We start from the raw sequence: 26,226 nt of genomic DNA on the forward strand, positions 1-26,226 counted from the left end.
GAAACGATGCATCGCCGATGGTAGTGTGGGGTTTCCCCATGTGAGAGTAGGTCATCGTCAAGATTAAATTCCGAAACCCCAATTGCGAAAGCAGTTGGGGTTTTGTTTTGCCCGCAGGAAAGTGGCGCAAAGAAATTTAGGGATACGCTAAAGCTTTGCAGGTTGTCGATCAGCTATGGCCCACTGTTCGCGCTGCTTCCGTCCCTGGAGGTCACAATGCCGCCCATCATCACGCGCCTGGTGGCGCTGTTTGTTCTTTGTCTCACGCTTGAAGTGCCAGCCCAGCCCGGCGCCTGCCCAGCTGGCGAGAAGCAAGTTTGCCTGGACGACTGCATCTGCCTGCCAGACCTGGGACAGGTGCTTGGCCCCGTGCCTGATGGTGTCTACCAGATCGCTGCACCTGCCCTGGCGCTGTGGCTGACCCAAGCCCACGCTGAAGTAGTCAACACCAGCATCCAACCCATCCCACCGCACATCCGCGAGCAACTGCTGCGCTGGTACGAGCCCGGTGTCCTCGATGCCGCGGGCTATAAAGTCAGCGACAACGGTCAGTTCAGTGCCGCCACTGCCATGCTGCAAAACCCCGATGTCGGAGCTGTGACGCTGATCGACATCATTCTCTTCCGGGACGCTCAAACCGCAGAGCAGGATGTCGCGCTCTGGGCTCACGAACTCAAGCATGTGCAGCAGTTTCAGGAGTGGGGAGTCGATGGATTTGCCCAGCGGTATACACAGGATTTCAATGCGGTGGAGGCGCCGGCTTATGCCATACAGGCCGAGGTCAGGCGGTTTGTGCGGGGAGGGGCTGACTGAAAGGTAGCGTTCACGAAACGTCAGCACGTCATCAATGACTTCCCCGCTATACAAACGTAGTCTTGTCGATTCGCTTCCCATGACAAGAAAAAAAACAGGAGTCATTAATGCAACCGATCCGTCTCGGTCTGGTGGGCTACGGCAAGATTGCCCAGGATCAACACGTTCCAGCGATCAACGCCAACCCCGCGTTCCAGTTGGTCGCTGTCGCAACGCAAGGGCAACCCTGCGCCGGCGTAGAGAACTTTCAGTCCCTGGGCGAGCTGCTCGAAAACGGCCCGCCTGTGGATGCGATTGCGTTTTGCACACCGCCGCAAGGACGATTCGCACTGGTGCAACAAGCGCTGGCCGCAGGTAAACACATACTGGTCGAAAAACCTCCGTGCGCCACGTTGGGCGAAGCGATGGCGTTGGTGAATCAGGTTGCAGAGCAAGGCGTCAGCGGTCTGTTCGCCTGGCATTCACGCTACGCGCCCGGCATTGACGCCGCTCGTGACTGGCTGGCCACCCGCACCCTGCAAAGCGTACAGATCGACTGGAAGGAAGACGTGCGCAAGTGGCACCCCGGCCAGGCGTGGATCTGGCAACCCGGCGGCCTGGGCGTCTTCGATCCCGGCATCAATGCCTTGTCGATTGCAACTCATCTGCTGCCACTGTCGCTGTTTGTCGAGTCCGCCGAACTGCGCGTCCCCGACAACTGCCAGTCGCCTATCGCCGCGTCCATCAAAATGTCCGACGCGCGCCACCTCGATGTCCGCGCGGAGTTCGATTTCGACCACGGCCATGACGAACTCTGGAGCATCGAGATTCGCTGCGCCGAAGGCATCCTGCGACTGGACAACGGCGGCGCACTCTTGAGTATCGACGGCGTGCGCCAGGCCGTATCGGAGGAGGGCGAGTACGCGGCGGTGTATCGACATTTTCAACAACTGATTGGCGACAAGGCCAGTGACCTGGATCTCCAGCCGCTGCGACTGGTCGCCGATAGCTTTTTTGTCGGCAGCCGGGCGTTGGTTGAGCCGTTCTACGATTAGTGGCTGCTCAGGTAAAGGCATTGGCGCGTCGGCAGGCAACGTGGTCTTGTGCCGAGTTCTTTCGCGCCAATCGACAAACTCTACGCCCGGGGTTGCACGCTACTCTGCTGCCTTGAGCGTGTTGACCTGAACCAGGAGCGTTGAAGTCTCGGAGGTTTCCACGAACAGGTCATAGGCCTCCAGATAGAGGTACGCATTGCTTGTCTTCAGTGCGCTATCGGTGACGCATGTAACCTTGCGCGCCAGTCCCTGCAACGAGGCAACTGTTTGTGTAGCAGGGAAGGATTCACCCACCGAACACTCAAATTTCTGCACGAAAGTTTTGCCAGCGCTGTCAGTAAATTTTTTGCTGTAGGCGATATCGCTCCCGGGTTTCAGGTTTTGCCAATCGCCATCCAGGTCGATGTCTGCAAGGTTGCTTCGCTGGTCGGTTTTGCCCGCGATCTGAGATCGGCTCGTTGCTGCAAGTTCGATCATCCCGCGCCAGCGCAGTCTCACGCTCTCGCTGCCTAACGCTCCCGTTGCCTGCTCGCGCCAGATCCCGCGAGCCGGGCCCGGTTGCAGATACAAGTCCATTGGATGGTCGTTGATCACGGCGCGCGGCACCAGTGGGGAGGAGGCGTTGTAAGTGAATTGCAAATGACTGAGTGTGTGGGTCGGTTGTCCCTGTGGCAGTGCGCTTACCTGTGCCAAGAGTGGTGCCGAAGCCTCTGGCGTCAGCATGTTCGGCGGCAATTTTTTCCGGATGACTGGCGTGGCGAGTTGCGCCATGTTGGCGGGTTCGGCGCACACGGTGCCAATCAGTCGGGCGCGTTGTTCTTTGTCCAGGGCGCTATCAAGCGGCTGAACGGGCGGTGGCAGCAAAATGTCCTCGCCCAGGCGATAAGCCAAGCGGGTGCTGGCCTGTCGGGTCGTACAGTCGACTTCGATACGCTCGAACTGGCGGCCATAGGGCTTGCCTTCGCTTTCATCCAGGCGGGTGCGGCCATAGTCGATGCCCGCCCATATCGAACGCCGCGAGTTCTCTATGGCCAGTGTGCCTGGGTCTAGTAACAAGACGTCTTCGGTTTCGCCGGGCAACTGCTTCCAGGCACTGTTCCGGACTGCCTGGCACATCTGCTGGGCGATGTTGCGCGCTGGGTCTGCTGGTAGGACGTAAGGGCTGCTCCAGTCCTTTTCGCGTCGATAATCCATGGCTAAAGTCGACAAATTGCAGCCAGCGAAAAGCCGGGCCTGGGTGGCCGGCGCGGCGCCTTCGGCCGGCACGTTAACCATCACCATGGCCGTTTGGTCGAGTCTCAGCGTGGTATCCAATGGCAAAGGCCGGGCTTGTATCCGGGTCATCATGGCTTGATTTTGTACGAGGCGCTCGGCAGACATCCGCTTGTAGTAATCGGCCATCCCGTTGCCTTGCAGGGCACAACCCGTGAGGGACACGGCAAAAACGGCGCCCGTCAGGCGAAATACAATACTCACGGCAAACAGCTCCTTAGCGCCCTATATCAAGACCATTTGAATCGGCTTGACCGTCAAAACCTTTAGGGCGGCGAGTGGCTGCGTTTGTTTTCGTTCTTCAGATTTTCCTGGCGGGGGCGGCGTCATCACCCAATCAGTTGCCATGACGCCTGTTCACCTGGACGCCAATTCAATTGGTGACCAACAGCTCCGGGCCGAGGTAGTCGTTGATGTGATCGATGTCGTCGTCGCCCAGGCTGCCCACCGAAGAGGCCAGGCGCAGGCGCGACATCAAGTAACGCAGCTTCGCCTCGAACAGATCGTGGCGTGCAACGAAGAGCAGTTCTTCGGCATTGAGGACGTCCGAGTTGGTGCTGGTGCCTCCTTCCTTGAAACCCTTGCGTGTGGACAGCAGTGAGCGTTCGTTGGACTCTACGGCCCGCTCCAGGGCGTGAATACGTTTGGCGCCGCTCTGTACGCCGGCATACTCGCGGGTCGTTCCGGAGATGACTTCCTGTCGCGTGGCGTCGAGTTCGTCCAGGGCCTTGGAACTATTGGAACTGGCCTGGCGTGCCAGCGCGCTGGTGCCGCCACCGTTGTACAGCGGGAAATTGACTTCCAGCCCGATTGAGCCGTAGCGGTTGCGTTGATTCAGCTCGGAGATGGATTGGCTATCGCCCGCGGTGTAGCCGGCAACGAAATCCAGTGTCGGCCAGTGGCCCGCCTTGACGCGCTTCACTTCTTCTTCAGCAAGGTCGCTGCTATGACGGCGCGCATGGATCAGCGGGCTGTCGGTCTGAGCCTTGACCAACCAGTCCTGCAGGTTGCTCGGCAGCAGCGGTGGCGTATCGAAAGTCGGACGCAAGGTGGTCAACGATTCTGGGGTTTCTCCGATGTACTCCTCAAGCTTGCGGCGCGCATTGATCAGGTTGTCCTGCGCTTCGATCAGCTCGGCATCGGCAAGGTCGCGGCGAGCGATCGACTCGTCGATGTCGGTGACGGTGCCGGCCCCCAGCTCCATGCGCCGTTTCGCCGAAGCGAGTTGCTCCTCGAAGGCGTTCAGCTTGGACTTGGCGAGGACGATGGTTTCGCTGGCCAGCAGCACGTCGAAATAGCTTTCGGCGAGGCGCACCGCGGCGTCCTGACTCTTGGCATCGAACACCGCGACGCTGTAGTCGGCACGCTGTTTACCCTGGCGGTACTCGGCCATTTTCTGTTTGTTGAACAGCGGCTGGCGCAAGCGCACGTTGGCGCCCTTGGAGTCGTAGTCCAGATCCCTCTCGATGCCGCTCTGGCGCTGGGTGCCATTGACCTTGTTGTCGTAGGCCGAGGCACTGATCTGCGGCAGCAGACCGGCCTGGCCGATGGCGCGGTTTTCCAGGCCGGCCTCCTTTTCATGCACGGCAGCGCGATAGATGGGGCCTTGGTACTGCAACAGATCCCACGCTTGTTTGAGGTCAATGGCGCTGGCAGGCAGAGACAGCGATAGCAGGCAGGCGAACAGGCAATGACGGTCCATTTCATTGTTCCTTGAAAGAGCTGTCAACACGGTCGAGCATTGGTTTCAGAAGATAGCTCATCATGTTGCGCTCGCCAGTTTTGATGGTGACGCTGGCGGGCATGCCGGGACGAATGTGATTGCTGCCAAGCAGGTTCATGCCATCGGGTGTGACCTCTACCTGAGCCAGATAGAACGGTTGCTTGCTTTCCTCGTCCATCAGGCGGTCGGCGGAAACGGTCTTCACGCGGCCGGGGATGTTGGGCGTCTGGGCATGGTTGAAGGCCGGGAAGGCAATGTCCACGGCGAGGCCGGGAACCATCTTGTCGATGGCCTGCACGGGAATCATCGCGTCGACCTGCAGCGGCTCGTTGTCCGGAACGATTTCCATGATCTTGAAGCCGGGCTGGATGATCCCGCCGACAGTCGCAATGCTCAGGGACTGGACCATGCCATCGATGGGCGATCGAATCACCGTGTGGGTCACTTCATAGTCCAGCGCACGCAAACGGTCGGCCAGGGTGGTGTTTTCCTTGGCGGTGTCGGTGAGCTGCGATTCGACTTCCTTCAGGTAATCGTGCTGGCGCTGCAGGATGCGCAGCTTGATTTCGGTGGTCTGGCTACGCACGCGAGCGATGTTGTTGAGGTTCTCGGCCTGGCCGGCGGAGAGGTCGGCATTGCTGCGCTCCAGCTCCAGCAGGCGGTTGCGCGGCACATAGCCTTCGGCAGCCAGCACGCGGGTGCCTTTCAGTTCCTGGTTGAGGAAGTTGATCTGCGAAGCGCGGGCGCCATAGACCTGTTGCAGGCCCTTGAGCTGCACCGCCGACGCCGCGAGGTTTTCCTGCAGGATGCTGATTTCGCCAGCGAGGCCGGCGCGTCGGGTGTTCAGCAGGCGTTGCTGCAGATCCATGGCAGCCAGCAGGCGGTGGTCATTCCCGAAGCGCTTGAACAGTTCGGGATCGAAGTTCACTACGTCGAGGTTGTCACGTTCCGCTTCCAGGCGGTTTTCCACGGTCTTGCTGACGATGTACTGGGCGCTGACCGCACCCTGTTCGGCAAGGGCGCGCAGCGAATCGAGGCGGACCACCTCCTGGCCTTTTTTCACGGAATCGCCTTCGCGGACAAGAATGGCCTCCACGGTGCCGCCGCTCAGATGCTGCACGGCTTTGCGATTGCTGGTGACTTTTACCGTGCCTGTCGCTACCACGCCGGCATCCAGCGGCGCCAGCCACGACCACAGTAGGAAGCCGCCGAAGCCGGCGAGCACCAGCCACAGGCCCCTGCGCACAGGTTTGGCGACGTCCAGATCTACATCGTTCCTGGGATCGACGTGAATCATCTCGGTGTGTTGGCTCATTTGCATGATCGGTCACTCCCGCGTTTTGACGGAGGCCAGCGGAGTCGACGCGCCTGCAGGCATCACACTCGCCTTGCGCAGCGCTGCGAATACTTCGTCGCGAGTGCCGAGCATCTGCACGCCGCCGTCACGCAGCATCAGCACCTTGTCGACGGCGCAGAGCACATTGGGACGGTGGGAAATCAGAATGACGGTGGCGCCACGGTCTTTGAGTTGGGCCAGTGCATCGACCAACGCCTTTTCACCGACGTCGTCGAGGTTGGCGTTCGGCTCATCGAGCACAATCAGATTGGGGTCTCCATACAGCGCGCGGGCCAAGGCGATGCGTTGCTTCTGGCCACCGGAAAGCGGGCTGCCATCGGTGCCCAGGCGGGTCTCATAACCTTGCGCAAAACGCAGGATCATCTCGTGCACGCCCGTCGTTCTGGCGGCGCGGATGACCGCGTCGCTGTCCACTTCGCCAAAGCGCGCAATGTTGTCGGCGATGGTGCCTTCGAACAGCTCCACGTCCTGTGGCAGGTAACCGAGCCAGGGGCCAAGTTCGCCTTTGTTCCAGGTGAATATGTCCGCGCCGTCGAGGCGCACCTTGCCGGCCTGTGCCGGCCAGACGCCGACCAGCAGGCGGGCGAGGGTGGATTTGCCCGAGGCGGATGGGCCGATAATGCCAAGGCTTTCGCCGGGGGAAAGGTTGAAGCTCACCCCGCGCAGAATCGTGTTGTTGGTGCCGGGGGAGCCGGCGTACACATTCTCCACCGCCAGCATGCCCAGCGGGCGTTGCAGCGACATGCTCGGTGGCCGGCGCGGAAAGTCGTTGAGCATTTCATTCAACCGGCCCCAGGCCGAACGGCAGCCAAGCAGTTGCTTCCATGACGCGATGACTTGTTCCACCGGGCCCAGCGCACGACCGGTAAGGATCGAGCAGGCAATCATCATCCCGGGGGTGATCTTGCCTTCGATCGCCAGCAGCGCACCGGCGCCGAGGATCAGCGATTGCAAGGTGATACGCACGAAGCGCCCGGTGCTGCTGATCAGGGCGGCCCGGTCTGAGGCCAGGGTCTGCATTTCCAGAATGCGCAAATGGCTTTGGTACCAGCGCTTGCCGATCGACGGCAGCATGCCCATGGCCTCGATGACCTCGGCGTTGCGCAGGTTGTTGTTGGCGTAGGTGGCGGAGGAGAGGGCGGCCTGATTGGCTTCGGCCAGCGGCTTTTGCGTCGCTTTCTCGGTGAGGTAAGCCAGGCCCATCAGAATCAGCGAGCCGATGAGCGTGACCAGTCCGAGCAGCGGGTGGATCAGGTAGGCGACCAGCAGGTAGATCGGCGTCCATGGCGCATCAAAGAACGCGAACAGGCTGTTGCCGGTGAGGAACTGGCGCACCTGCGCGAGATCCTGCAGGGCCTGGGCCGGATTGCCTCCGGCGCGGTTCAGGTTGCGCTCGAATGCGGCGGTGAAAATGCGTCGATTGAGGTCCATGTCGAGGCAGTTGCCGACCCGGATCAGCACACGGGTGCGGAACATTTCAAGCGTGGACATCAGCAAGAACAGGCCTATCACCAGAACGGTCAGCATCGTCAACGTTGTGACGTTGCGACTGACCAAGGCTCGATCATAGACCTGCAACATGTAAACGGCTGGCGTCAACATCATGACGTTGATGACGCCGCTGAAACCCGCCAGGGAGTAAAAACTACGACGAAGTCGGAAGAGTGCGTCAGCCAGTTCGGATCGAGAGTTCGACTGCTTGTGCATTTGGCTGACCCCCTCTTCAAAAAGCCGTTTGCCCTTGCGGAGCAGCAGCTAACAGATTTAGTCCCGTGGGTAGCCGTCGATACGCAGGTTCGCTCTCGGGCGAATCTCGTGCAAATTTCTGCGTTGCTCCCGTAGCAAGCAGCGTAGGTCGCGGTGAAACAATCTGAAATAACATTTCGCTCTAATGGTGCGTCAATCTTTCTATAAGTCCATTAAAAACAGCGAGTTGAGAGGCGTAGCACCGGTCGTCCGGTTTGTCCGTCGTAAAATTGACAATTTTTTGCTATCCAACTTTAGTCTTACTCATTGACGACAACCGTCCGCCTGAAGTCTGTCAACTCTTTGGCAGCGAAAAGGGCAGTGGTTCTCCGAAGGAGCACAGCATGTCGATCACTTCGTTCTACTGCAGAGGGAAGGGGCTGTTCAGCAAGTTCGCCTTGACCTCAAGTTTCCATGGCCCGCCTAGGGCCCGGGTTCGCTCTGCCTGATCGCTTAGCGAGCCATTCTTTCGCGAGTTCCGCGAATTCCAGGCGCGCATACCGGGGGCCGTACTAACGGCTTTGCCTTCCCGTGTCAGCTCTCGCCAAAAAAATGAACCTACACACTGCGCAAGCCAGCACCTGACTGGGCGCGGGAGGATTCTTTTCGTCCCGTGCCCTTCACCAAAGAAATCGAGGGCAAGCAAAATGGCCAATTTCAACAAGTCCGACCTGGAGTTCATCCTCAAACAGATTTTCATCGCAGAAGCACATGCCGACGGCGCCAGCCTCAGTGATTTGCTACCCAACAGTCAGGTGCCTTTCGGCCTGCGCACCGTCGATGGCAGCTACAACAACCTGGTGACCGGGCAAAGTGAGTTTGGCGCTGCGGACAATGCCTTCCCGCGCCTGCTGGACCCCTCGTTTCTGGCGTCATACTCCGGGACAGGGGATGTGATCGACCCACAACCACGGATTATCAGTAACCTGATCGTTGATCAGACCGCCAACAACCCGGCTGCGGTTGCGGCGAACGGCGGTGCCGATCCGGTCATCAGCCCAGGCCCCGATGGTGTCTTCGGCACGGATGACGACAAACAAGTGTTCTTCATCCCCAACCAGTCCGCGGACGCCGGACTGACTGCGGGCTTCAACTCGTGGATGACTTTCTTCGGCCAGTTCTTCGACCACGGCCTCGACCTGGTCAGCAAGAGCGCTACCGATTTTGTGTTTATTCCGTTGCAGCCGGACGATCCGTTGTTCGTGCCGGGCAGTCCGACCAACTTCATGGTGCTGCCACGGGCCGTGCGTACGGCCGGCGCGGACGGAATTGTTGGCACGACGGACGATGGGCAGCTCAACACCACTTCGCCGTTCGTAGACCAAAGCCAGACTTACAGCTCCCACCCCTCGCATCAGGTATTTCTGCGCGAGTACGTCATCAACGCGGCAGGTGACCCTGTTGCAACCGGGCGCTTGATTACCAATCGCGATCTGGGCGCCGATGGCGAGTTCGGCACTGCCGATGATGGCGGCGCCGAAAATGGCGGCATGGCGACCTGGGCAGTGGTCAAGGCCCAGGCCCGTGACATTCTCGGCATCAACCTGACCGACGCCGATGTGCACAACGTGCCGCTGCTGGCGACCGACGCGTATGGCAACTTCATCCGTGGCCCGGGCGGTATGCCGCAGGTGGTGATGCGCATCAGCAACGGCGCAGACGGTATCGCCGGTACGGCGGATGACATCACGCAACTGGTCGAAGGCAACCGGGATGCTCCGATCAGTCTGGCCAACGCCGTGAGCACCGGGCATGGCTTCCTCGACGACATCGCGCACAATGCCGCGCCGGTGCTCGTCGACGGGGTTTTGCAGGCGGATGGTGACACCGAAATCGGCAATGCGCAGCCAGTGGGCGCGGGCGGCAACAACCTGACCTACGACAACGAGCTGCTCGACGCTCACTACATTGCCGGCGATGGCCGGGCGAACGAAAACATCGGCCTGACCACTGTGCACCATGTGTTCCACTCCGAACACAACCGCCTGGTCCAGCAGTCCAAGGAAACCATCCTGGCCTCTGGCGATCTGGCGTTTCTCAATGAGTGGCTGGCAGACGACGTCGCGGCAATTCCGACGACTCCCGCCGAAATCGCAGGATTGGTGTGGGATGGCGAACGGCTGTTCCAGGCCGCCAAGTTCGGCACCGAGATGCAGTATCAGCACTTGGTGTTCGAGGAATTTGCGCGGACCGTTCAGCCGCAGGTCGACGAATTCCTTGCCCCCAACGGCTATGACACTTCGATCAACCCGGCCATCCTCGCCGAGTTCGCCCACGTGGTGTATCGCTTCGGTCACTCGATGCTGACCGAGACTGTCGATCGCTTCGACCCCGAATTCAATCCGGTCCTCTCTGACCCGAACAACCCTGACGCGCAACTCGGTCTGATCGCAGCCTTCCTCAACCCTCTGGCATTTGCCGGCAGCGGGGCTACCGCTGACGAAGCGGCAGGGGCGATCATTCGCGGTGTGACCCGTCAACTCGGCAACGAGATCGACGAGTTCGTCACCGAAGCGTTGCGCAACAATCTGCTGGGTCTGCCCCTCGATTTGCCGGCCCTGAACCTGGCGCGTGGTCGCGACACTGGCATCCCTACGTTGAATGAGGCGCGGCGTGAGTTTTACCAGGCAACCGGCGACAGCCAGCTCAAGCCGTACATCAGTTGGGCTGACTTGGCGGAAAACCTCAAACACCCCGAATCCCTGGTCAACTTCATCGCGGCCTTCGGTACTCACGGTGCATTGACTGCGGCCGATGTGGATACGCTGGTCGAGATGCGTGCGGTCGCTGCTGCCCTGGTGTTTGGCGGCAGCGCGGTGATCAACGCCGGCACTGCCGATGAGCGTACTTTTACCGCCACTGAAGAGGATCGCCTGGCATTCCTTAACAGCTCGGGCACCTACGCCATGGTCAATGGCGTCACCACCACCGGTGTCGACGACATCGACTTCTGGGTCGGCGGCCTTGCCGAAGAGAAGATGCCGTTCGGCGGTATGCTCGGCTCGACGTTCAACTTCGTGTTTGAAACCCAGATGGAGGCGTTGCAGAACGGCGACCGGTTCTACTACCTGTCGCGTACGGCGGGCCTGAACTTCGGCACCGAGCTTGAGAACAACTCCTTCGCCAAGCTGATCATGCTCAACACCGATGTCACCCACCTGTCGAACACCGTGTTCCTGACACCGGCGTTCACCCTCGAAGTGACACAGGCCAATCAGTTCACTGGCCTTGGCGTCGGCGGTCGTGCCGACCCGACGGGCGGCATCATGATCAACGGCGTGGAAGTCGTGCCGCTGGTGATCCGCGACAACCCCGACACCGTGGGCACGGACAGTAATTTTCTGCATTACACCGGTGAAGATCATGTCGTCCTCGGCGGCACCGCCGCCGATGACATCATCATCTCCGGTGAAGGTGATGACACCGTTTACGGCGACGGCGGCAACGATGTCCTCGAGGGCGGCGCCGGGAACGATGCGGTTCTGGGCGGCGCAGGCGATGACATCATCACCGACTCGTTCGGCGACAACCGACTGGAAGGCAATGCCGGTAACGATGTGATCGTGGCCGGGAGGATGGCGGTCGGGGGCAACCTGATTCTTGGCGGCGATGGCCAGGACTTCATCATCACCACCGAAGACATCAGCACCACCTTCGGCGGTCAGGGTGACGACTTCATCCTCGGTGCCAAGACCAACCTGCCACCGACTGGCAACGAAGGTGATGACTGGATCGAGAAGGGCACCCAGGACGGTGCGCCTGGCGATAACTTCTCGCCATTGCTCAATGACGATGTGGTCGGCAACGACATCTTTGTCGGCGGTGGTGGCTTCGATGAAATGATCGGCGAGGGTGGTGATGACATCTTTGTGGGCAGCGATGCCCAGGACAAGATGGACGGCATGTCCGGGTTCGACTGGGTGACCTTCAAAAATGACCAGGTCGGCGTGACCGCCGACTTGTCCCTGGCCGCGCTGGCCCAGCCACACGGCAACGCGCCAAACCAGAACGCCGGGGTGTTCAATCCGGTCGGTGCCTCGCCGGCCTCGATTCTCGACCGTTTCGCCGAGGTCGAAGGCTTGTCCGGTTCGAATTTCGGCGACGTCCTCAAAGGCGATGATGTTGATGCGGTCACTATCCTCAACCACGGTGGTGCCACGGGTGGTGCACTGACCAATGTGGACTTGATCCGCGGACTGGCGCAGTTCCTGTCCGATGCCGGCTTGCCGACCACCGGCTTTGCCACGGGCAACATCATCCTCGGTGGCAATGGCAGTGACCTGATCGAGGGCCGCGGCGGCGATGATCTGATCGATGGCGACAAATGGATCAACGTCAGAATCGCAGTTTATGCCCCCGGCGACGTCAACCATACCGGCCCCGAGATCGCCAGCTTCGACAGCATGGCTGATATGATCCCGTTCATGCTGGACCGTACGTATAACCCTGGGCAGCTCAAGGCCGTGCGGGAAATCCTGCCCGGCACCTCGACGGGCGGGGCGGCGTTCGACACCGCGATTTTCTCCGGGCTTCAGTCCGAGTACACGGTGACCCAGGACACCCGTGGCACGGCCAACCTGGCGGACGATGTCTGGACGGTGACGGATACCGTTGCGGGTCGCGACGGCACCGATACCCTGCTGCATATCGAGCGCCTGCAATTCGCCGACACCCAGCGGGTGCTGGTACCGGGGCTGAACGCACAACCGGTCGGCAGGCCGACTGTCACGGATGGCAACGGCGGCGACATTACAGTGGGCGACACACTGACCGTGAGCATGCTCGGGGTGAGCGATGCCAACAACGTCACTGCGGGTAACCCGCAGGGTCTCGTCAACAATACTTCGGTGTCTTACTACTGGCAGTTCGAAGCCGACCCAGGTAGTGGCGTGTTCGAAGACATCATCCTGTTGCCTGCGGGTGACCTGGCGTTCCAGAGTGCCGATGGCACCTCCTTCAAGGTCTCGCCGGATCTTGCCGGGCTGTCACTGCGGGTCAAGGCTATCTACCAGGATGGCCATGGCACGACTGAAGTGGTGTTCTCGCAACCGACAGGCGTCGTGGTTCCCGGCGCACCGGTCGTGCCGACAGCACCGACACCGGTAGTCAATGCCACCGAGGGTGGCCCGGGCCTTAACATGGTCCGCTCCGACCTCAACTTCATCCTTGATCAGATCAAGATTGCCGAGGCTGAAGCGGACGGTCAGAACATCCTCTCGCTGATCCCGAACATCCGCGCGCCGCTGGGCCTGCGTGCGGTCGATGGCTCGAACAACAACCTGATGAACCTCAATGGCATCAACAACACCGAGTTTGGTGCTGCGGATAACACCTTCCCGCGTTTGACCGATCCGGTCTTCAATCCCGCGGAAGGCGCACCTGCCGGGTTCTTTGGCCCTGGCTCGCCGGCCATTCCGGGATCGTCGTATCAGCAGACCAGCGGCAATGTGTTTGACTCGCAGCCGCGCACGATCAGCAATCTGATCGTCGACCAGACGTCGAACAACCCGGCGGCATATGCCACGGCGTACGACGTGGGCGCGGACGGTGTGCTCAACTTCGGCGCGGAGGGTAGCGACGATGTGCTCAAGGATGGCGTACGGATAGTCGCCAGCCCCGGCCTGGATGGTCAGTTCGGTACTGGCGACGACCACGATGTGTACATGTTCGAGAACACCGCTCCGGATGCCGGGTTGTCCGCGCCGTTCAACGCCTGGATGACCTTCTTCGGGCAGTTCTTCGATCACGGTCTGGACCTGGTGACCAAAGGCGGTTCGGGCACCATCTTCATTCCGCTGCAACCGGATGATCCGCTGTATGTGCCAGGCGGCAACGCTAACTTCATGGTGCTGACCCGCGCGACCAACCAGCCAGGCGCGGATGGTGTTCTCGGCACGGCCGATGACATCCATGAGCACTCCAACACCACCACGCCGTTCGTGGACCAAAACCAGACCTACAGCTCGCACCCATCGCATCAGGTATTCCTGCGCGGGTATCTGCTGACCGATGACGGACCCATCGCGACGGGCAGGCTGATCACCAACCGTGACCTGGGAGCGGATGGCAAGTTTGGTACTTCAGACGACAGCGAAATCGGTGGCATGGCCACCTGGAAAGTGGTCAAGGCGCAAGCCAACGACATTCTGGGTATCCACCTGACCGATGCCGACGTCGATAACGCCCCGCTGTTGGCGACCGATGCCTATGGCAATTTCATCAAGGGGCCGAACGGCTTCCCGATGGTCGTGATGAAAGGCCTTGACGGTCTTGGCGGTACGGCGGATGACGAGCTTGTCGAAGGTAATCCGCTTGCCCCTATTGACCTGACCAATGCTGTGCGCACCGGTCACCAGTTCCTCGTCGACATTGCCCACAATGCCGCGCCGGTGTTCATCGGTGGCGTGCTCGCGCCTGATGGCGATTCTGAAACTGGCAACGACGTGCCGGTCAATCCACAAACCGGGGCCAACCTGGCCTACGACAACGAGTTGCTGGATGCGCACTACATCGCTGGCGACGGCCGGGTCAACGAGAACATCGGCCTGACGGCGGTGCATGCGATCTTCCACTCCGAGCACAATCGGCTGGTCGCGCAAACCAAAGACACTGTGCTCGACTCGGGTGACGTGGCTTTCCTGAACGAGTGGCTGCTCAATCCAGTGAGCGCGTTGCCAGTCAATCAGGCGGAGATCGATGCGTTGGTATGGAATGGCGAACGCCTGTTCCAGGCGGCCAAGTTCGGCACCGAGATGCAGTATCAGCATCTGGTGTTCGAGGAATTTGCCCGGACCATCCAGCCTAACGTCGACCTGTTTTTCGCACCGACCCAGGTCTATGACGTTGACCTCGATGCCTCGATCGTCGCCGAGTTCGCCCACACCGTGTACCGGTTTGGCCACTCGATGCTGACCGAGACCGTCGATCGCTTCGACGTCGATTTCAACGTGATCGGCGATCCGAACAGTGCTGATCCCGATCAGCAACTGGGCCTGATCGCGGCGTTCCTCAACCCATTGGCGTACGCCGCCAGTGGCGTGACGCCTGAGGATGCGACCAGTGCGATCGTGCGTGGGATCACTCGGCAAGCCGGTAACGAAATCGACGAGTTCGTCACCGAGGCGCTGCGCAACAACCTGCTCGGGCTGCCGCTCGACCTGCCGGCGATCAACATCGCCCGTGGCCGCGACGTTGGGATTCCTTCACTCAACGCGATTCGCCGCGACATCTACAGCCAAACCGGTGATACCCAACTCAAGCCGTACACCAGCTGGGTCGACCTGGTGCAGCACCTCAAACATCCGGAGTCGTTGATCAACTTCATTGCAGCCTATGGCACCCATGAGACGATCACGACGGCGACCACGCTGGAAGGCAAACGCGCTGCCGCCATGGCACTGGTGTTCGGTGGTACGGGGGCGCCGGATGACCGCCTGGACTTCCTCAACGGCACCGGTGACTGGACCAACGTAACGCGGGCCGGCAAGGATGGCGTGCTGGGAACAGCCGACGATCTGAAGGGCGTGACTATCACGGGGGTCGATGCCATCGACCTGTGGATCGGCGGCCTGGCCGAAGCGAAAACGCCGTTCGGCGGCATGCTCGGCTCGACCTTCAACTTCGTGTTCGAGAACCAGCTGGAAAAACTGCAGGATGGCGACCGCTTCTACTACCTGGAACGTACCGCTGGCCTGTCGATGAATGCCGAGCTTGAAAGCAACTCGTTCGCCAAGCTGATCATGGCCAACACCTCGGCCACGCACTTGCCGGGCCTGGTGTTCTCAGACGTTGCGTTCTATCTGGAAAGGGACCAGAGCAAGCAATTCAACGAAGGCCTGGGCAATGCCGATCCGCTTGGCGAAAACGGCGAACAGGTGGTGTTCCGCGACAACCCTCTGACCGCAGGGCCGGACGCCAACTACATCAAATACACCGGTGCAGAGCACATCGTGATGGGCGGCACCAACAGCGCCGATATTCTCATCGCGAGTGAGGGGGATGACACGGTCTGGGGCGACGGTGGCAACGATCGCATCGAAGGCGGTGACGGCAACGACCAACTGCGCGGTGGCTCCGGCGACGACATCATCACCGACAAGGGCGGCGACGATAACATCCAGGGTGGCGACGGCAACGACGTGCTGCACGGAGGTAACGGCGTCAACCTGATCATCGGCGGGTTCGGCAATGACTTCATCGTGACCGGTGAGGACGCCTCCGAAGCCATTGGTGGTCATGGCAACGACTTCATCCTGGGCAGCAAAGCCAACGAACAGGACATGGGTAACGAAGGCGACGACTGGATCGAGAAGGGCACTTCGGACGGTGCACCTGGCGACAACTTCGACCCGCTCGGCAACGACCCTATCGTTGGCCACGATGTGTTCATCGGCGGTAACGAGAACGATAAGTTCAACGGCGAAGGCGGCGATGACATCATGGTCGGCAGTCTCGGCTTCGGTGATCGCTATATCGGCGGCTCCGGCTTCGACTGGGCAACCTTCAAGGGGCTCGCACAGGGCGTGACCATCGATTTCACGGACCGTTTCTTCGATGTTCCGCCAGTACCGGGTTCAGGTGCTTCGGCGCTGGTGCGTTTCGACATCATGGAAGGTCTGTCGGGTTCGTCGCACGGTGACTTCCTGCGCGGTGATAACGAAGACGCCACATCGCTGCCTACAGCGGGTGCAACCGGCAGTGTGCTGACCCACATCGACCTGATCAACGGCCTGGCGGATCTGTTGCCAGCCGGAGCGACGTTCTTCGATGGCGGCAACATCATCCTCGGCGGTAGCGGCAGCGACCTGATCGAAGGTCGCGGCGGTGACGACATCATTGATGGTGACAAGTGGCTGAACGTACGCATCAGCGTACGGGCGAACGCTGATGGCACTGGCGATGAAATCGCCACGTTCGACAGCATGGAGCCACTGGTGCCGTTTATGCTGAACGGCACGTACAACCCTGGCCAACTGGTCATCGTGCGGGAGATTCTGACCGGCACTGACAGCTTCGATACGGCGTTGTTCTCCGGTACTTTGGGGGAATACGGCATCGAAATCGATGGCGACACTGTCATCGTGACCGACTCGGTGCTTGGGCGTGATGGCGTCGATCGCCTGACGGGCATCGAGCGTCTGCAGTTCGCTGACGTTGCGATACCGTCCGGAGTCGGCACCGTGCAAAACAGCGACCCATCGGGTCACCTGGCAATCCTCGATGCGACTACCGGTGTGCGTGAAGATACGCCAGTCGCCGGCCAGTTGTTGCGCGTCAGTGGCGCGGGGGTACACGACGCGGACAACCAGAGTGCGGCCAATCCGACCGGCGCGATAACCGGCGGGGTAGCTTACTACTGGCAGGTCGAAACCATTCCCGGTACGGGCGTCTATGAAGACATCACCTTTGTCGCCGCTGGCGAGGCAACGCGGGCGACTGGCTCCACCTTCCTGGTGGGCCCCGATGAGGCGGGTCTGAACATCCGCGTCCGGGCGGTGTACCAGGATGCCCAGGGCACGCTGGAGATCGTCGAATCGTCCGGCAACAGTGAACCGACCGAAGGGGCGACCGTTACCGGGCTTGCCGTGCAGAACCAGCTGTTGACCGCCGACACGTCGACCATCGTCGACGCCGATGGCCTGACCAATCCGCAGTTCACCTACCAGTGGCAGGCGAACGACGGGCTTGGCTTCGTCAACATCGCCGGCGCTACCGGTAGCACGTTCTCGCTTGGCCAGGCTCAGGTCGGCCAGGAAGTGCGCGTGATGATCGGTTACGTCGATAACTTCGGTGTGGCCGAAAGCGTTGCGTCCAACATCCTGGGGCCGGTGGACAACGTCAACGATGCACCGACAGGCGCGTTGCTGATCAGCGATACGACACCGGATCAAGGGCAAGTGCTGACGGCGCTGACTGCCGGGATTGCCGATGTGGACGGGCTGGGCACCTTCAGCTACCAATGGCAGCAAGGTATCGGTGCTTCCTTCTCCAACATCAACGGCGCGACGGCCTCGACCTTCACCCCGGGTGTGGCGCAGGGCAACCTGCAAATACGGGTGATCGTGCGCTACACCGACGGCTTCGGCACGCTGGAGACGTTGACTTCCGCGGCAACCGCAGCGGTTGCGGTGCTCAGTGGCGTAGTGCTGCAAGGTAACGCACAGGCGAACACCCTCACCGGCGGCGCCGGTAACGATGTGCTGCTTGGCCTGGGCGGGAGCGATACGCTGAATGGCCTGGCCGGTACCGACCAGTTGTTTGGCGGCAATGGCAACGACATCCTCAACGGTGGAGACGACAACGACATCCTCAATGGCGAGGACGGTAACGACACCCTCAACGGCGGGCTCGGCGCGGATGCCCTGAACGGCGGTGCCGGTAACGACACCTATGTGGTCGACAACGTCGGTGACCTTATCACCGAGGCGGTGGGTGGCGGTACCGATCTGGTGCAAACCGCCTTCGCGAGCTACCTGCTCGATGCCAACGTCGAGAACCTGACCTATACCGGTGCCGGTAACTTCACAGGTACCGGTAACGCACTGGCCAACACCATCACCGGCGGGGTGGGTAACGACCTCCTCGATGGCGGTGCGGGTGCAGACCGGATGGTCGGGGGCGCGGGCAACGATACCTACATCGTCGATGCAGCCACAGACGTGGTGGTCGAGGTGGCGGGTGGCGGTACGGACACCGTGCAGACTTCGTTGGCCAGCTACACGCTGAGCGGTAATGTCGAGAACCTGACCTACACCGGAGTCGGCAACTTCGCCGGCAGCGGCAACGGGTTGAACAACGTCATCACCGCCGGGGCGGGTAACGACACCCTCAATGGTGGCGGCGGCAACGACATCCTCACCGGCAACAGTGGCAACGACACACTCAACGGCGACGCGGGTAACGACCAACTGGTGGGTGGCATTGGCACCGATACCCTGAACGGCGGCAATGGCGATGACAGCCTCGACGGAGGTGACGGGGCGGATACATTGAATGGCGGGGCAGGCAGCGACACGCTGCTCGGCGGGCTGGGTGATGACAGCCTGGATGGCGGTACCGGCACCGATCTGCTCCAGGGCGGCGATGGCAATGACACGCTGCTCGGTGGAGATGCTAACGACACCTTGCTGGGTGGTATCGGCAATGACTTTATCGATGGCGGTACAGGCAACGATACAGTCACGGGCGGTGCCGGCAACGACATGATGGTTGCCAGCAATGGCAACGATATCTTCATGTTCTCAGCGGGCTTCGGGGTCGATCAGATCATTGGCTTCGATGCCAACGCGGCAGGAGGGCAGGACCGCCTCGATATCTCCGCGATGAACATCACGGCTGCGACCTTTGCCGGCAGCGTCACCATCGCCGATGTCGGTGCGGATACCCTGGTCAGCTTCGCTGGTGCTGACTCCATCCGCCTGGTCGGTGTGGCCGATGCGACAACCGTCACTGCCACGGACTTCATTCTCACCACTTGAGGTACTGATCAGCACGCTTGAAAAAAAGCGTGGAAAGCGGAAGGGAGGGCAGCGATGCCCTCCCTTTTTTTATGAGAGGCGCCTGGCCGTTTGTTCAACTGGCAATGCGTGAACCAACCTGGCAGGGCGGTCTGTCAGACAGAGGGAAACACTCGATCAACAAATGACCTGGGAATGGGGAATTGGGGAGTGGGGAGTGGGGAATCAGGCTTGAACATTTCAGCGAACTGCGCGATTTGCAGCCTGTTGGTTTCGCTTGCCGCTTCTGCTAACGGGGGTATCCCGACTTCAATCGGGACTTCACCCGATCCGCAACACAAACAGCGCTTAACTGCTGAACCAGGTGAACAGACTCCAGAATGCCCCTATGGCAAAGATGAGAAGCATGAGTGCCAACGTGCGGACTAGCGGCTCACTTCGCATGAAGGTAACTCCTCAGAAGGGTTGTGCAGCACAGGTGGAAATCTGTTATCCCGTGATAACAACTTCAAACTTTCAATTAATACGCTAGTGAACGCACAGCATTCTCTATGCCAGAAAACTGAACAGCCAATCATTCCCGGCTGGCGGCGCAACTTGATCCCCTGGCCAATGAAAGTTGACACAGGAATCGGGTAATACAGCCCGTTTATGGGGGATTTTTCTCATCGTGGGGGGGATTGCGGGGGGGCTTTAAGTGGGGATGGGAGGTTGGTACCGGGCACAGTATTTCATTACCATGTCGAGGAAAATGCCATTTGGAGCACTTACCAAGGCGCCCGGATCCGCATAGGTAATCAAGTCGGGCGCGTGACTGGCCCCGATACCATTGAGCTTCTTTTTCAGTGTTTGACTACGGACGGTGAGATTCTGGCCGGCTGGTCTCGTGGCACGGTAGGCGTTGATCACGCAGGGCGTACCACTTTGGCCTTCGTATGGGGTTGGTTGTCGGGCGCGACTGGCGGTGGGGAGTCCAGCTATGTCGAGCTTCATCAATCGACTTGAACCGTTTGTCAGGCGTACAAGCCATATCTGCCGCGATGAGCAGCGGAGAAACCAGCAGCGTTGCCCAGAACCCCGATTTTGGAACAGCAATGACGCAAATGATCGAGATCATCAGCATATAGATGCTGACCATTTTAAGTAGCGCGAGATCAGAATAAATCCTGCCCCTTTTGACTGGGTGTGAGTAAGTGGCTGCTTCTGGCTGATTGCTGCCTATCGCGAAGGATCGCAATCGGCCAGGAGCAGACATTCGAACCGCTGACCAATACACTGCCGCAACAATCGTACTCAATAATTTTTGTGCAAATATTCACGCAGGAAGAAGGGTTTCAAATGAGTCTTGATCTGTATCTGGAAGCGGATAATGCACTCACAGCCCCGACACTGGGGAAAGCCTTAAGCAATGCTGGTGCCTGGGAAATCAACGTAGTTGGCGACAGTTTGGAATCTACCTTTATCTCGGGACTAACGTTGAGTACCGATGGCGTAACCACGGACTCTACAATTTATGCTGAGGATACGAAGGGCATCGACTTCCGTGTTGCTATGCGTTGCACCATCAGAATCAAAGGTCCCGAGCCGGAGGGGCAGTCTGCTATGGAAGATCTGGACAAAATAGCCCAATCCATCGCTAAGACGTGCTCGTCCCTCTTCCTGATAAGCTTCCAGCTCGAAGAAACATTGTACTGGCGGGACGCAGCGGGGCTGCATCGTCCTGGATGCCAGAGCCTCCAAAAACAATGACGAAGCTACCTGAGCGCACTCTGTCTATTACTGTGCGTTTGCTGCACATTTCGACGAAATGGCTATTAGCTGCTTTTCGCAAAGGGCCGCATTGGATCGGTTTCGGCCGGTCTCGACCGCAAAAAAACGGCAAAAAAGCAGATGCTTGATTATGAAGCAGTTAAATCCAGAATATTTACTAAAAGAACATGTACATGAAGAAGCTAAGTAATGATTTCAGTGGAGCACTCCGAACGTTTGCGTACTTCATGGCAAGTGGAAGCCACTACATGCTTGAAAACGTGGAGTACCTCGACATTTATGGCTCTGAGCCGAGTGCAATTGAGATGGTTTTCGCGATATTCGCGAACGTAATAGAGATGGACAGTGAAGGCAACGTACTCAATTTCACCTACGCCCAAAAGAGAGCGACTGACTATTTAAGGTCATACTGCGACCCATCTTTCAAAATAACGCCGCCTCTTGAAGACTGGGAAACTGAGCTCTATGGGCCGCCCTCACTCGAGCGCTAAGAAATGACTTTGGCTCGCAGACACGAGGAACCGGAAAGGGTCGAAAGTATCCAGCCGAGTGGCTGCTTTTAGCCCGTTTCTGCCTATCACGAAGGGCTGCAATCGCACCAAAGAACAGTCGAAGGGGCCGCTAATAATGAATTAGTTCGCCCGTTACGTAATCAAACCGATAGACAGAGTTATTGAAGTCAGTGACCTCGATATAGTCCGGTAATAAGCAAAAGCCTTCCGATAATATGTCTGCGCCAGAGGCTTGCCAGATTATGACGCCATCCAGGGACACGCGTGTAATCTCCAGTTCGCCGTGCGAAAGAAGTGCACGTTGCTGATTTTCCCAGTGGAGGCCAAAGCACGTCGCGGTGTCGACCCGAACGGACCAGAGAAGCCGATAGGGAAGTTCTAGCGATAAACAGGCGATGTGGTCGCCGACGGCCAAATAGAGCTTGTCGTCGAGCGCAAGTGCCGAATGCTTATGAATGGCGGAGCATCCTCCCCCGGCGCCAACTACCAGAATGCTGTATCCGTTTAATTTCACACCATGGATTGACGTGATCGATTCGTCCGTAAGGAGGACGTCGAGAGCATAGGATTGCGCATTGTCAGTGGAGTTAAACGAGTAAGTAGGCTCGTCAACTATTGAGATCAGCCCATATGAGGTGTGTATGTTCATATGATTACTATTTTCTGGCCCGTTCACGATCAGATTATGCATCAGGTTTGATCTGGAAAGCCCTTGAGAAGGAACGGACCATTTTTGGCCGATTTCTGCCGGTCACAACCGACAGTGTCTGGCCGATAGCAGCTGTTCGCGACAGACCGCTTCGCCCCCCCTGGCCAACCGATCTGACAAATTGCACAGGAGCTGTAACTGCCCCAGCGGTTTTTTGTTGAGCTGCGGCAGTTCTCGCACCACGATTTTACAAACTGTTTTCTTTGTAGATTGATGACTGAAGAAACGCTGCTATCAGCGAAGTAACCTGCTGTTGGATCAAATCCCGCGAGCGAGCGCCATCACCATCCCGGCAAATGATGCCATCGCCTGGCACTTCTTCTTCGAGCATCGCTTCTGCGCCAGGTTTGCACACCGACAAGAAGCTGAAATGGCTTGCGTCGCTGATTTCGACGTAACGGCTTGACGCCGGAGGCAGGCGCTTGGCCAGGTTGGCAGACTCCAACTCAGCGGGAAGATCGTGCGACGGTACGCCGGCAGCGATCACCAGCGTTGGTACCGGCAGCGCGGCCAGGCTTTCATCGGTCATGCCCCGTGAAAGGCCCAGGTCCAATGTGACCACAGCCGTGACGCGTTCATCGCGCAAATCGGCGGCCAACGCGGTCTTTGATTCTGAGGTGCTGGCGGGATTCATCTTTCCGTAGACGTTGCAACTTGCTAACTGCGGGTGGGCTTTGCAGTCATGGGCGAAGCGATCTGGATCGAAACGGGCACCGGCGATCTCCAGGGCGGTCCAGCCGCCGAGTGAATGGCCCACTACTGCAATTCGGTCATTGGCGACCAGGCCGAATTTTTCCGGTTGAGCCGTGACCCCATCAATGGCTCGGCTCACATCAACGGGCCGCTGCCATAACTGCGCTGCTGCTTTTGGGCTGCGGTCATGAGTAGTGGAGCCAGGGTGATTGATTGCAGCGACGATGTAACCCCTGTGAGCCAGAGCGCTGGCAAGCCAGATCTGGTTGCTCCAGTTTCCTCTGTACCCGTGGGAGAGCACCAATAATGGATGCTTGCCAGCAGCGGGCGGTGCGTCACGAACGGCAGAAGCCCCGACGAACACCACATCATCGCCAATCAATTGCGTGGCGGCGGAAGTTGCACTCGGGTACCAGACGACCATTTCCAGTGTGCGGTCATTGTGCGCATCCGCCAGTGTGGAAGAGCGGAAGCCGACAGGGTTCTCGGCGGCGAGCGCGATAGTCGTCAGGCAGGTCAATAACAGGGCGCTAAAAGCTATTTTCAATGTCGTTTCTTCCTTGAATGGACAAGTACATGGCAACCGGAGCCCGCCGTCAGGCGCATCTATCTCCGTACGGAGTCGAGTTCATGGGGTTGCCTATAAGCACGGACATTAAAGCCCACATTCGAACCGCCGCGCACGACTTTCATCATTAACGCTGTTCGCAGTCTTTAGTCAGAAGACTGAACGCTAACTTTTGGCCGATTGCCGTCAGCCGATCAGGGTAGAAATCGACCCATAGTTGTCCGGCTGAATCCTCTCACATGTATTCGCGACTAGAATTCCACTGCCGACACTTCTAAAACCAGGCCAGTTTTAAAACCTGTAGCGCCAGGTATCGAACGTTGTTTCGGTCTATGGGAAACCGCTATGACAGATCCGAAAAACAAAACCGAATCCGACGAGGATCTAGGTCAGATGGTCATAGGGCGAGGGCCCTGCACCTATCTGTTGCTGCTCTTACTTGGATTGATCCTCCTGTTTCCCTTTCTTGAGGAGGGCATATTTGCCCGCACGTTGCTCGGCATTCTGTTTTCAACCGTGCTGCTCGTGGGCGCTTTCGCCACCCGGCAGACTCGGTGGGGGTTCATCTTAAAACTGGGCCTGGCGTTGCTTGGGGTTGGCCTGCAATGGGCGGCGTTGTGGGTTGGCAGTATCGCGATTCTTAATCTTGCCGGGATAGCTTATGCGACATCTCTTGCAGTCTCGTTCATCGGAGTGCTTCGCTATATTCTCCAGCGCGGGCCGATTACGGCCGACAAGCTGCATGGCGCGCTTGCGGGTTACATCCTGCTGGCCTTCGTCTGGTCCTTCGTCTATGCCTTGCTCGAGATATCCAGCGCTGGCTCATTCGGCCCAAGCCACCTCGACTTTGGACAGCCCGGCACGTTCTTCAAACTGATCTATTTCAGCCTCACGACGCTCACAACCACCGGTTACGGTGATGTTCTGCCGTTGACCAACCATGCCCGCTCACTTGTGATGGTCGAAGAATTTTCAGGCGTCTTTTATGTGGGTGTTGTGATAGCGCGGCTTGCCGGTCTGTATCCGTCGAATCAGACGAAGTGACTCTCGATTTGCCGTGGCCGAACCGATGCCGTCAGTCGGGAGGTAATGTTCGCTGTTGATCGCTTTCCACTACGACTTCTTCGACGGGTAGTTGCCACGCAAGCCCCCGGATTTGTTGCCGGTTTTGCTGGGCAGGTTGGGCACCACCGGGCGGGATCTGGGCTGAGGGTTGGAGCGGCTGCGGGGTTGAGGTTGTTTGCTCATTGTTCACCTCCTGAAAACGCCTGGCTACTTGGCGCTCTGCATTGCCACACTGGCTAGTGTGCTACGAGTTACCAAAATCCGCAGCACGCAAGCGCAGACAAAACGGGCTGCTGGCAAGGCGCAGATGCATCGGGTGGGGCCATAAATAAGCGGAACTGGAACTCACATCGTCAATAGCGTCTAAATTTCAGAGAGACAACCCGCCACTCTGAGGGAACGACTCATGCACAGATCACGCTCATTGGTTGCCGCGATTACATGCCTTGCGCTGGTTTGCGGCTCAGCGACCGCATTGGCTGATCCTGGTAATGGAAAGGGCCAGGGAAAACCGCAAAACAATCAAGTCCATGGCAATCAAGGCGGCAAAGGCAAAAACGCCGGAGGCGGCGATTGGAGTCATGGCCCCAGTATCAATCAGGGAAGCATTCTCGGGATCGTTGGCGAATACAGGGACTACTGGAGCCCCGGCCCTGCGTTGCCACCCGGAATTCAGAAAAACCTCGCTCGAGGAAAGCCGCTTCCACCCGGCATTGCGAAAAAGCTGGATGGACGCCTGATTGGCAGGCTGCCCCATTATGATGGATACGAATGGCAGCAAGCAGGCACCGATTTGATACTGGTCGCACTGGCAACCGGGATCATCTATGAAGTCCTCAACGGGGCCTTTGACTGATATTTGAACCCTGCGGTTGCGGTGCTTTTACCAGGTGGTGAGCGCACCGCACTCCGTCCGTCGCAGGAGTTGAACTGTCGCCGGGCAATTGCGTCCTAATGCATGCGATATCAACCACCTTACGGAAGCAATCATGCTTTTAAAAAACAAGAGTTTCGTTGCTGTCATGTCATGCGCCCTCATGCTTGCAGCCGCCCCATTACTCCCTGCTGACCTCTCTGTCATGAACTCCGCCTATGCGAAGGACGGCAACGGAGGCGGTAATGGCGGTGGTGGTGGTAACGGCGGCGGCAACGGCGGCGGAAACGGTGGTGGTAATGGCGGCGGTAATGGCGGTGGCCACGGCGGCGGCACAGGTGGCGGTCACGGCGGTTCCGATCACGGCAACGCCAACAGCAACGGCCATGGCAATGGACTGAGCAGCGATCATGCCGGAAGGGCTGTTCGCGACCGTGGCGAAAGCGGAAACCACTACGGCAGTGACCGCAATGGTGAGCGCGGTCATGGCACAACGACGTCTGGCATCGCCCATTCCAAAGACACTCGCGGCGTGGCCAAAGCCTCCGCAATCTCGGCCTCGACACCCGGGGATCACAACGCGAAAGGGTTGAGCAAAGCCGGGACGTCGATTTCAAAGAAATCGCACTGATCA

The 26,226-nt window shown here is 59.0% G+C and carries 16 protein-coding genes; 9 read left to right on the forward strand and 7 right to left on the reverse strand.

Going from position 1 to position 26,226, the window contains the following annotated elements:
* Positions 1 to 216 precede the first annotated feature (216 nt).
* Together IB246_RS25795 and IB246_RS25800 are read left to right on the forward strand one after the other, a co-directional pair.
* Positions 217 to 813 carry a DUF4157 domain-containing protein gene (locus IB246_RS25795; RefSeq protein WP_032832496.1) on the forward strand — a complete coding sequence of 199 codons (597 nt, stop codon included), beginning with the start codon at positions 217 to 219 and terminating at the stop codon, positions 811 to 813.
* A 107-nt stretch (positions 814 to 920) separates the two neighbouring features.
* The gene (locus tag IB246_RS25800) at positions 921 to 1,847 is read left to right on the forward strand and encodes a Gfo/Idh/MocA family protein (RefSeq protein WP_008039523.1); all 927 of its coding nucleotides are present in this window, start codon (positions 921 to 923) and stop codon (positions 1,845 to 1,847) included.
* A gap of 99 nt (positions 1,848 to 1,946) precedes the next feature.
* Here IB246_RS25800 and IB246_RS25805 read toward each other — a convergent pair whose 3' ends face one another.
* From IB246_RS25805 to IB246_RS25820, 4 genes are all read right to left on the reverse strand, one after another.
* Positions 1,947 to 3,323, reverse strand: coding sequence for a hypothetical protein (locus IB246_RS25805; RefSeq protein WP_008039524.1), 1,377 nt, complete (start codon positions 3,321 to 3,323; stop codon positions 1,947 to 1,949).
* Between the two features lie 169 nt (positions 3,324 to 3,492).
* Entirely contained in the window at positions 3,493 to 4,821 is a 1,329-nt protein-coding gene (locus IB246_RS25810) for a TolC family outer membrane protein (RefSeq protein ID WP_008024524.1), read from the reverse strand.
* Between the two features lies 1 nt (position 4,822).
* Positions 4,823 to 6,163, reverse strand: coding sequence for an HlyD family type I secretion periplasmic adaptor subunit (locus IB246_RS25815; RefSeq protein ID WP_008039525.1), 1,341 nt, complete (start codon positions 6,161 to 6,163; stop codon positions 4,823 to 4,825).
* Between the two features lie 6 nt (positions 6,164 to 6,169).
* The gene (locus tag IB246_RS25820; protein WP_008024527.1) at positions 6,170 to 7,906 is read right to left on the reverse strand and encodes a type I secretion system permease/ATPase; all 1,737 of its coding nucleotides are present in this window, start codon (positions 7,904 to 7,906) and stop codon (positions 6,170 to 6,172) included.
* A 686-nt stretch (positions 7,907 to 8,592) separates the two neighbouring features.
* Between IB246_RS25820 and IB246_RS25825 the strand changes: the two genes are divergently transcribed.
* The 4 genes from IB246_RS25825 to IB246_RS25835 all read left to right on the forward strand — a co-directional run bounded on the left by IB246_RS25825 (position 8,593) and on the right by IB246_RS25835 (position 21,662).
* The gene (locus IB246_RS25825) at positions 8,593 to 19,422 is read left to right on the forward strand and encodes a peroxidase family protein (RefSeq protein ID WP_008039527.1); all 10,830 of its coding nucleotides are present in this window, start codon (positions 8,593 to 8,595) and stop codon (positions 19,420 to 19,422) included.
* 690 nt (positions 19,423 to 20,112) lie between these two features.
* Positions 20,113 to 20,406: a hypothetical protein gene (locus IB246_RS28780; protein WP_085988399.1), complete on the forward strand. Its 294-nt coding sequence runs from the start codon at positions 20,113 to 20,115 to the stop codon at positions 20,404 to 20,406.
* Positions 20,407 to 20,739: 333 nt separating this feature from the next.
* Complete coding sequence (locus tag IB246_RS25830; protein ID WP_008039530.1) at positions 20,740 to 21,150, forward strand: hypothetical protein; 411 nt, start codon at positions 20,740 to 20,742, stop codon at positions 21,148 to 21,150.
* A 194-nt stretch (positions 21,151 to 21,344) separates the two neighbouring features.
* Complete coding sequence (locus IB246_RS25835; protein ID WP_032832493.1) at positions 21,345 to 21,662, forward strand: hypothetical protein; 318 nt, start codon at positions 21,345 to 21,347, stop codon at positions 21,660 to 21,662.
* A 130-nt stretch (positions 21,663 to 21,792) separates the two neighbouring features.
* Here IB246_RS25835 and IB246_RS25840 read toward each other — a convergent pair whose 3' ends face one another.
* Both IB246_RS25840 and IB246_RS25845 read right to left on the reverse strand, forming a co-directional pair.
* Entirely contained in the window at positions 21,793 to 22,374 is a 582-nt protein-coding gene (locus IB246_RS25840; protein ID WP_008039534.1) for a hypothetical protein, read from the reverse strand.
* A 205-nt stretch (positions 22,375 to 22,579) separates the two neighbouring features.
* Complete coding sequence (locus IB246_RS25845) at positions 22,580 to 23,632, reverse strand: alpha/beta hydrolase family protein (protein ID WP_008039547.1); 1,053 nt, start codon at positions 23,630 to 23,632, stop codon at positions 22,580 to 22,582.
* 366 nt (positions 23,633 to 23,998) lie between these two features.
* Between IB246_RS25845 and IB246_RS25850 the strand changes: the two genes are divergently transcribed.
* The gene (locus IB246_RS25850) at positions 23,999 to 24,697 is read left to right on the forward strand and encodes an ion channel (protein ID WP_008039549.1); all 699 of its coding nucleotides are present in this window, start codon (positions 23,999 to 24,001) and stop codon (positions 24,695 to 24,697) included.
* A 69-nt stretch (positions 24,698 to 24,766) separates the two neighbouring features.
* On the opposite strand, the gene IB246_RS28865 is transcribed toward IB246_RS25850, so the two are convergent.
* The gene (locus IB246_RS28865; RefSeq protein ID WP_008039554.1) at positions 24,767 to 24,901 is read right to left on the reverse strand and encodes a hypothetical protein; all 135 of its coding nucleotides are present in this window, start codon (positions 24,899 to 24,901) and stop codon (positions 24,767 to 24,769) included.
* 223 nt (positions 24,902 to 25,124) lie between these two features.
* Between IB246_RS28865 and IB246_RS25855 the strand changes: the two genes are divergently transcribed.
* Entirely contained in the window at positions 25,125 to 25,574 is a 450-nt protein-coding gene (locus IB246_RS25855) for an anti-virulence regulator CigR family protein (RefSeq protein WP_008030792.1), read from the forward strand.
* 133 nt (positions 25,575 to 25,707) lie between these two features.
* The gene (locus tag IB246_RS25860; RefSeq protein WP_008039555.1) at positions 25,708 to 26,223 is read left to right on the forward strand and encodes a hypothetical protein; all 516 of its coding nucleotides are present in this window, start codon (positions 25,708 to 25,710) and stop codon (positions 26,221 to 26,223) included.
* The last annotated feature ends 3 nt before the right edge of the window (positions 26,224 to 26,226 follow it).

Origin of the sequence: Pseudomonas sp. PDM01 (assembly GCF_014852325.1) — a bacterium.
Lineage (GTDB): Bacteria > Pseudomonadota > Gammaproteobacteria > Pseudomonadales > Pseudomonadaceae > Aquipseudomonas > Aquipseudomonas migulae.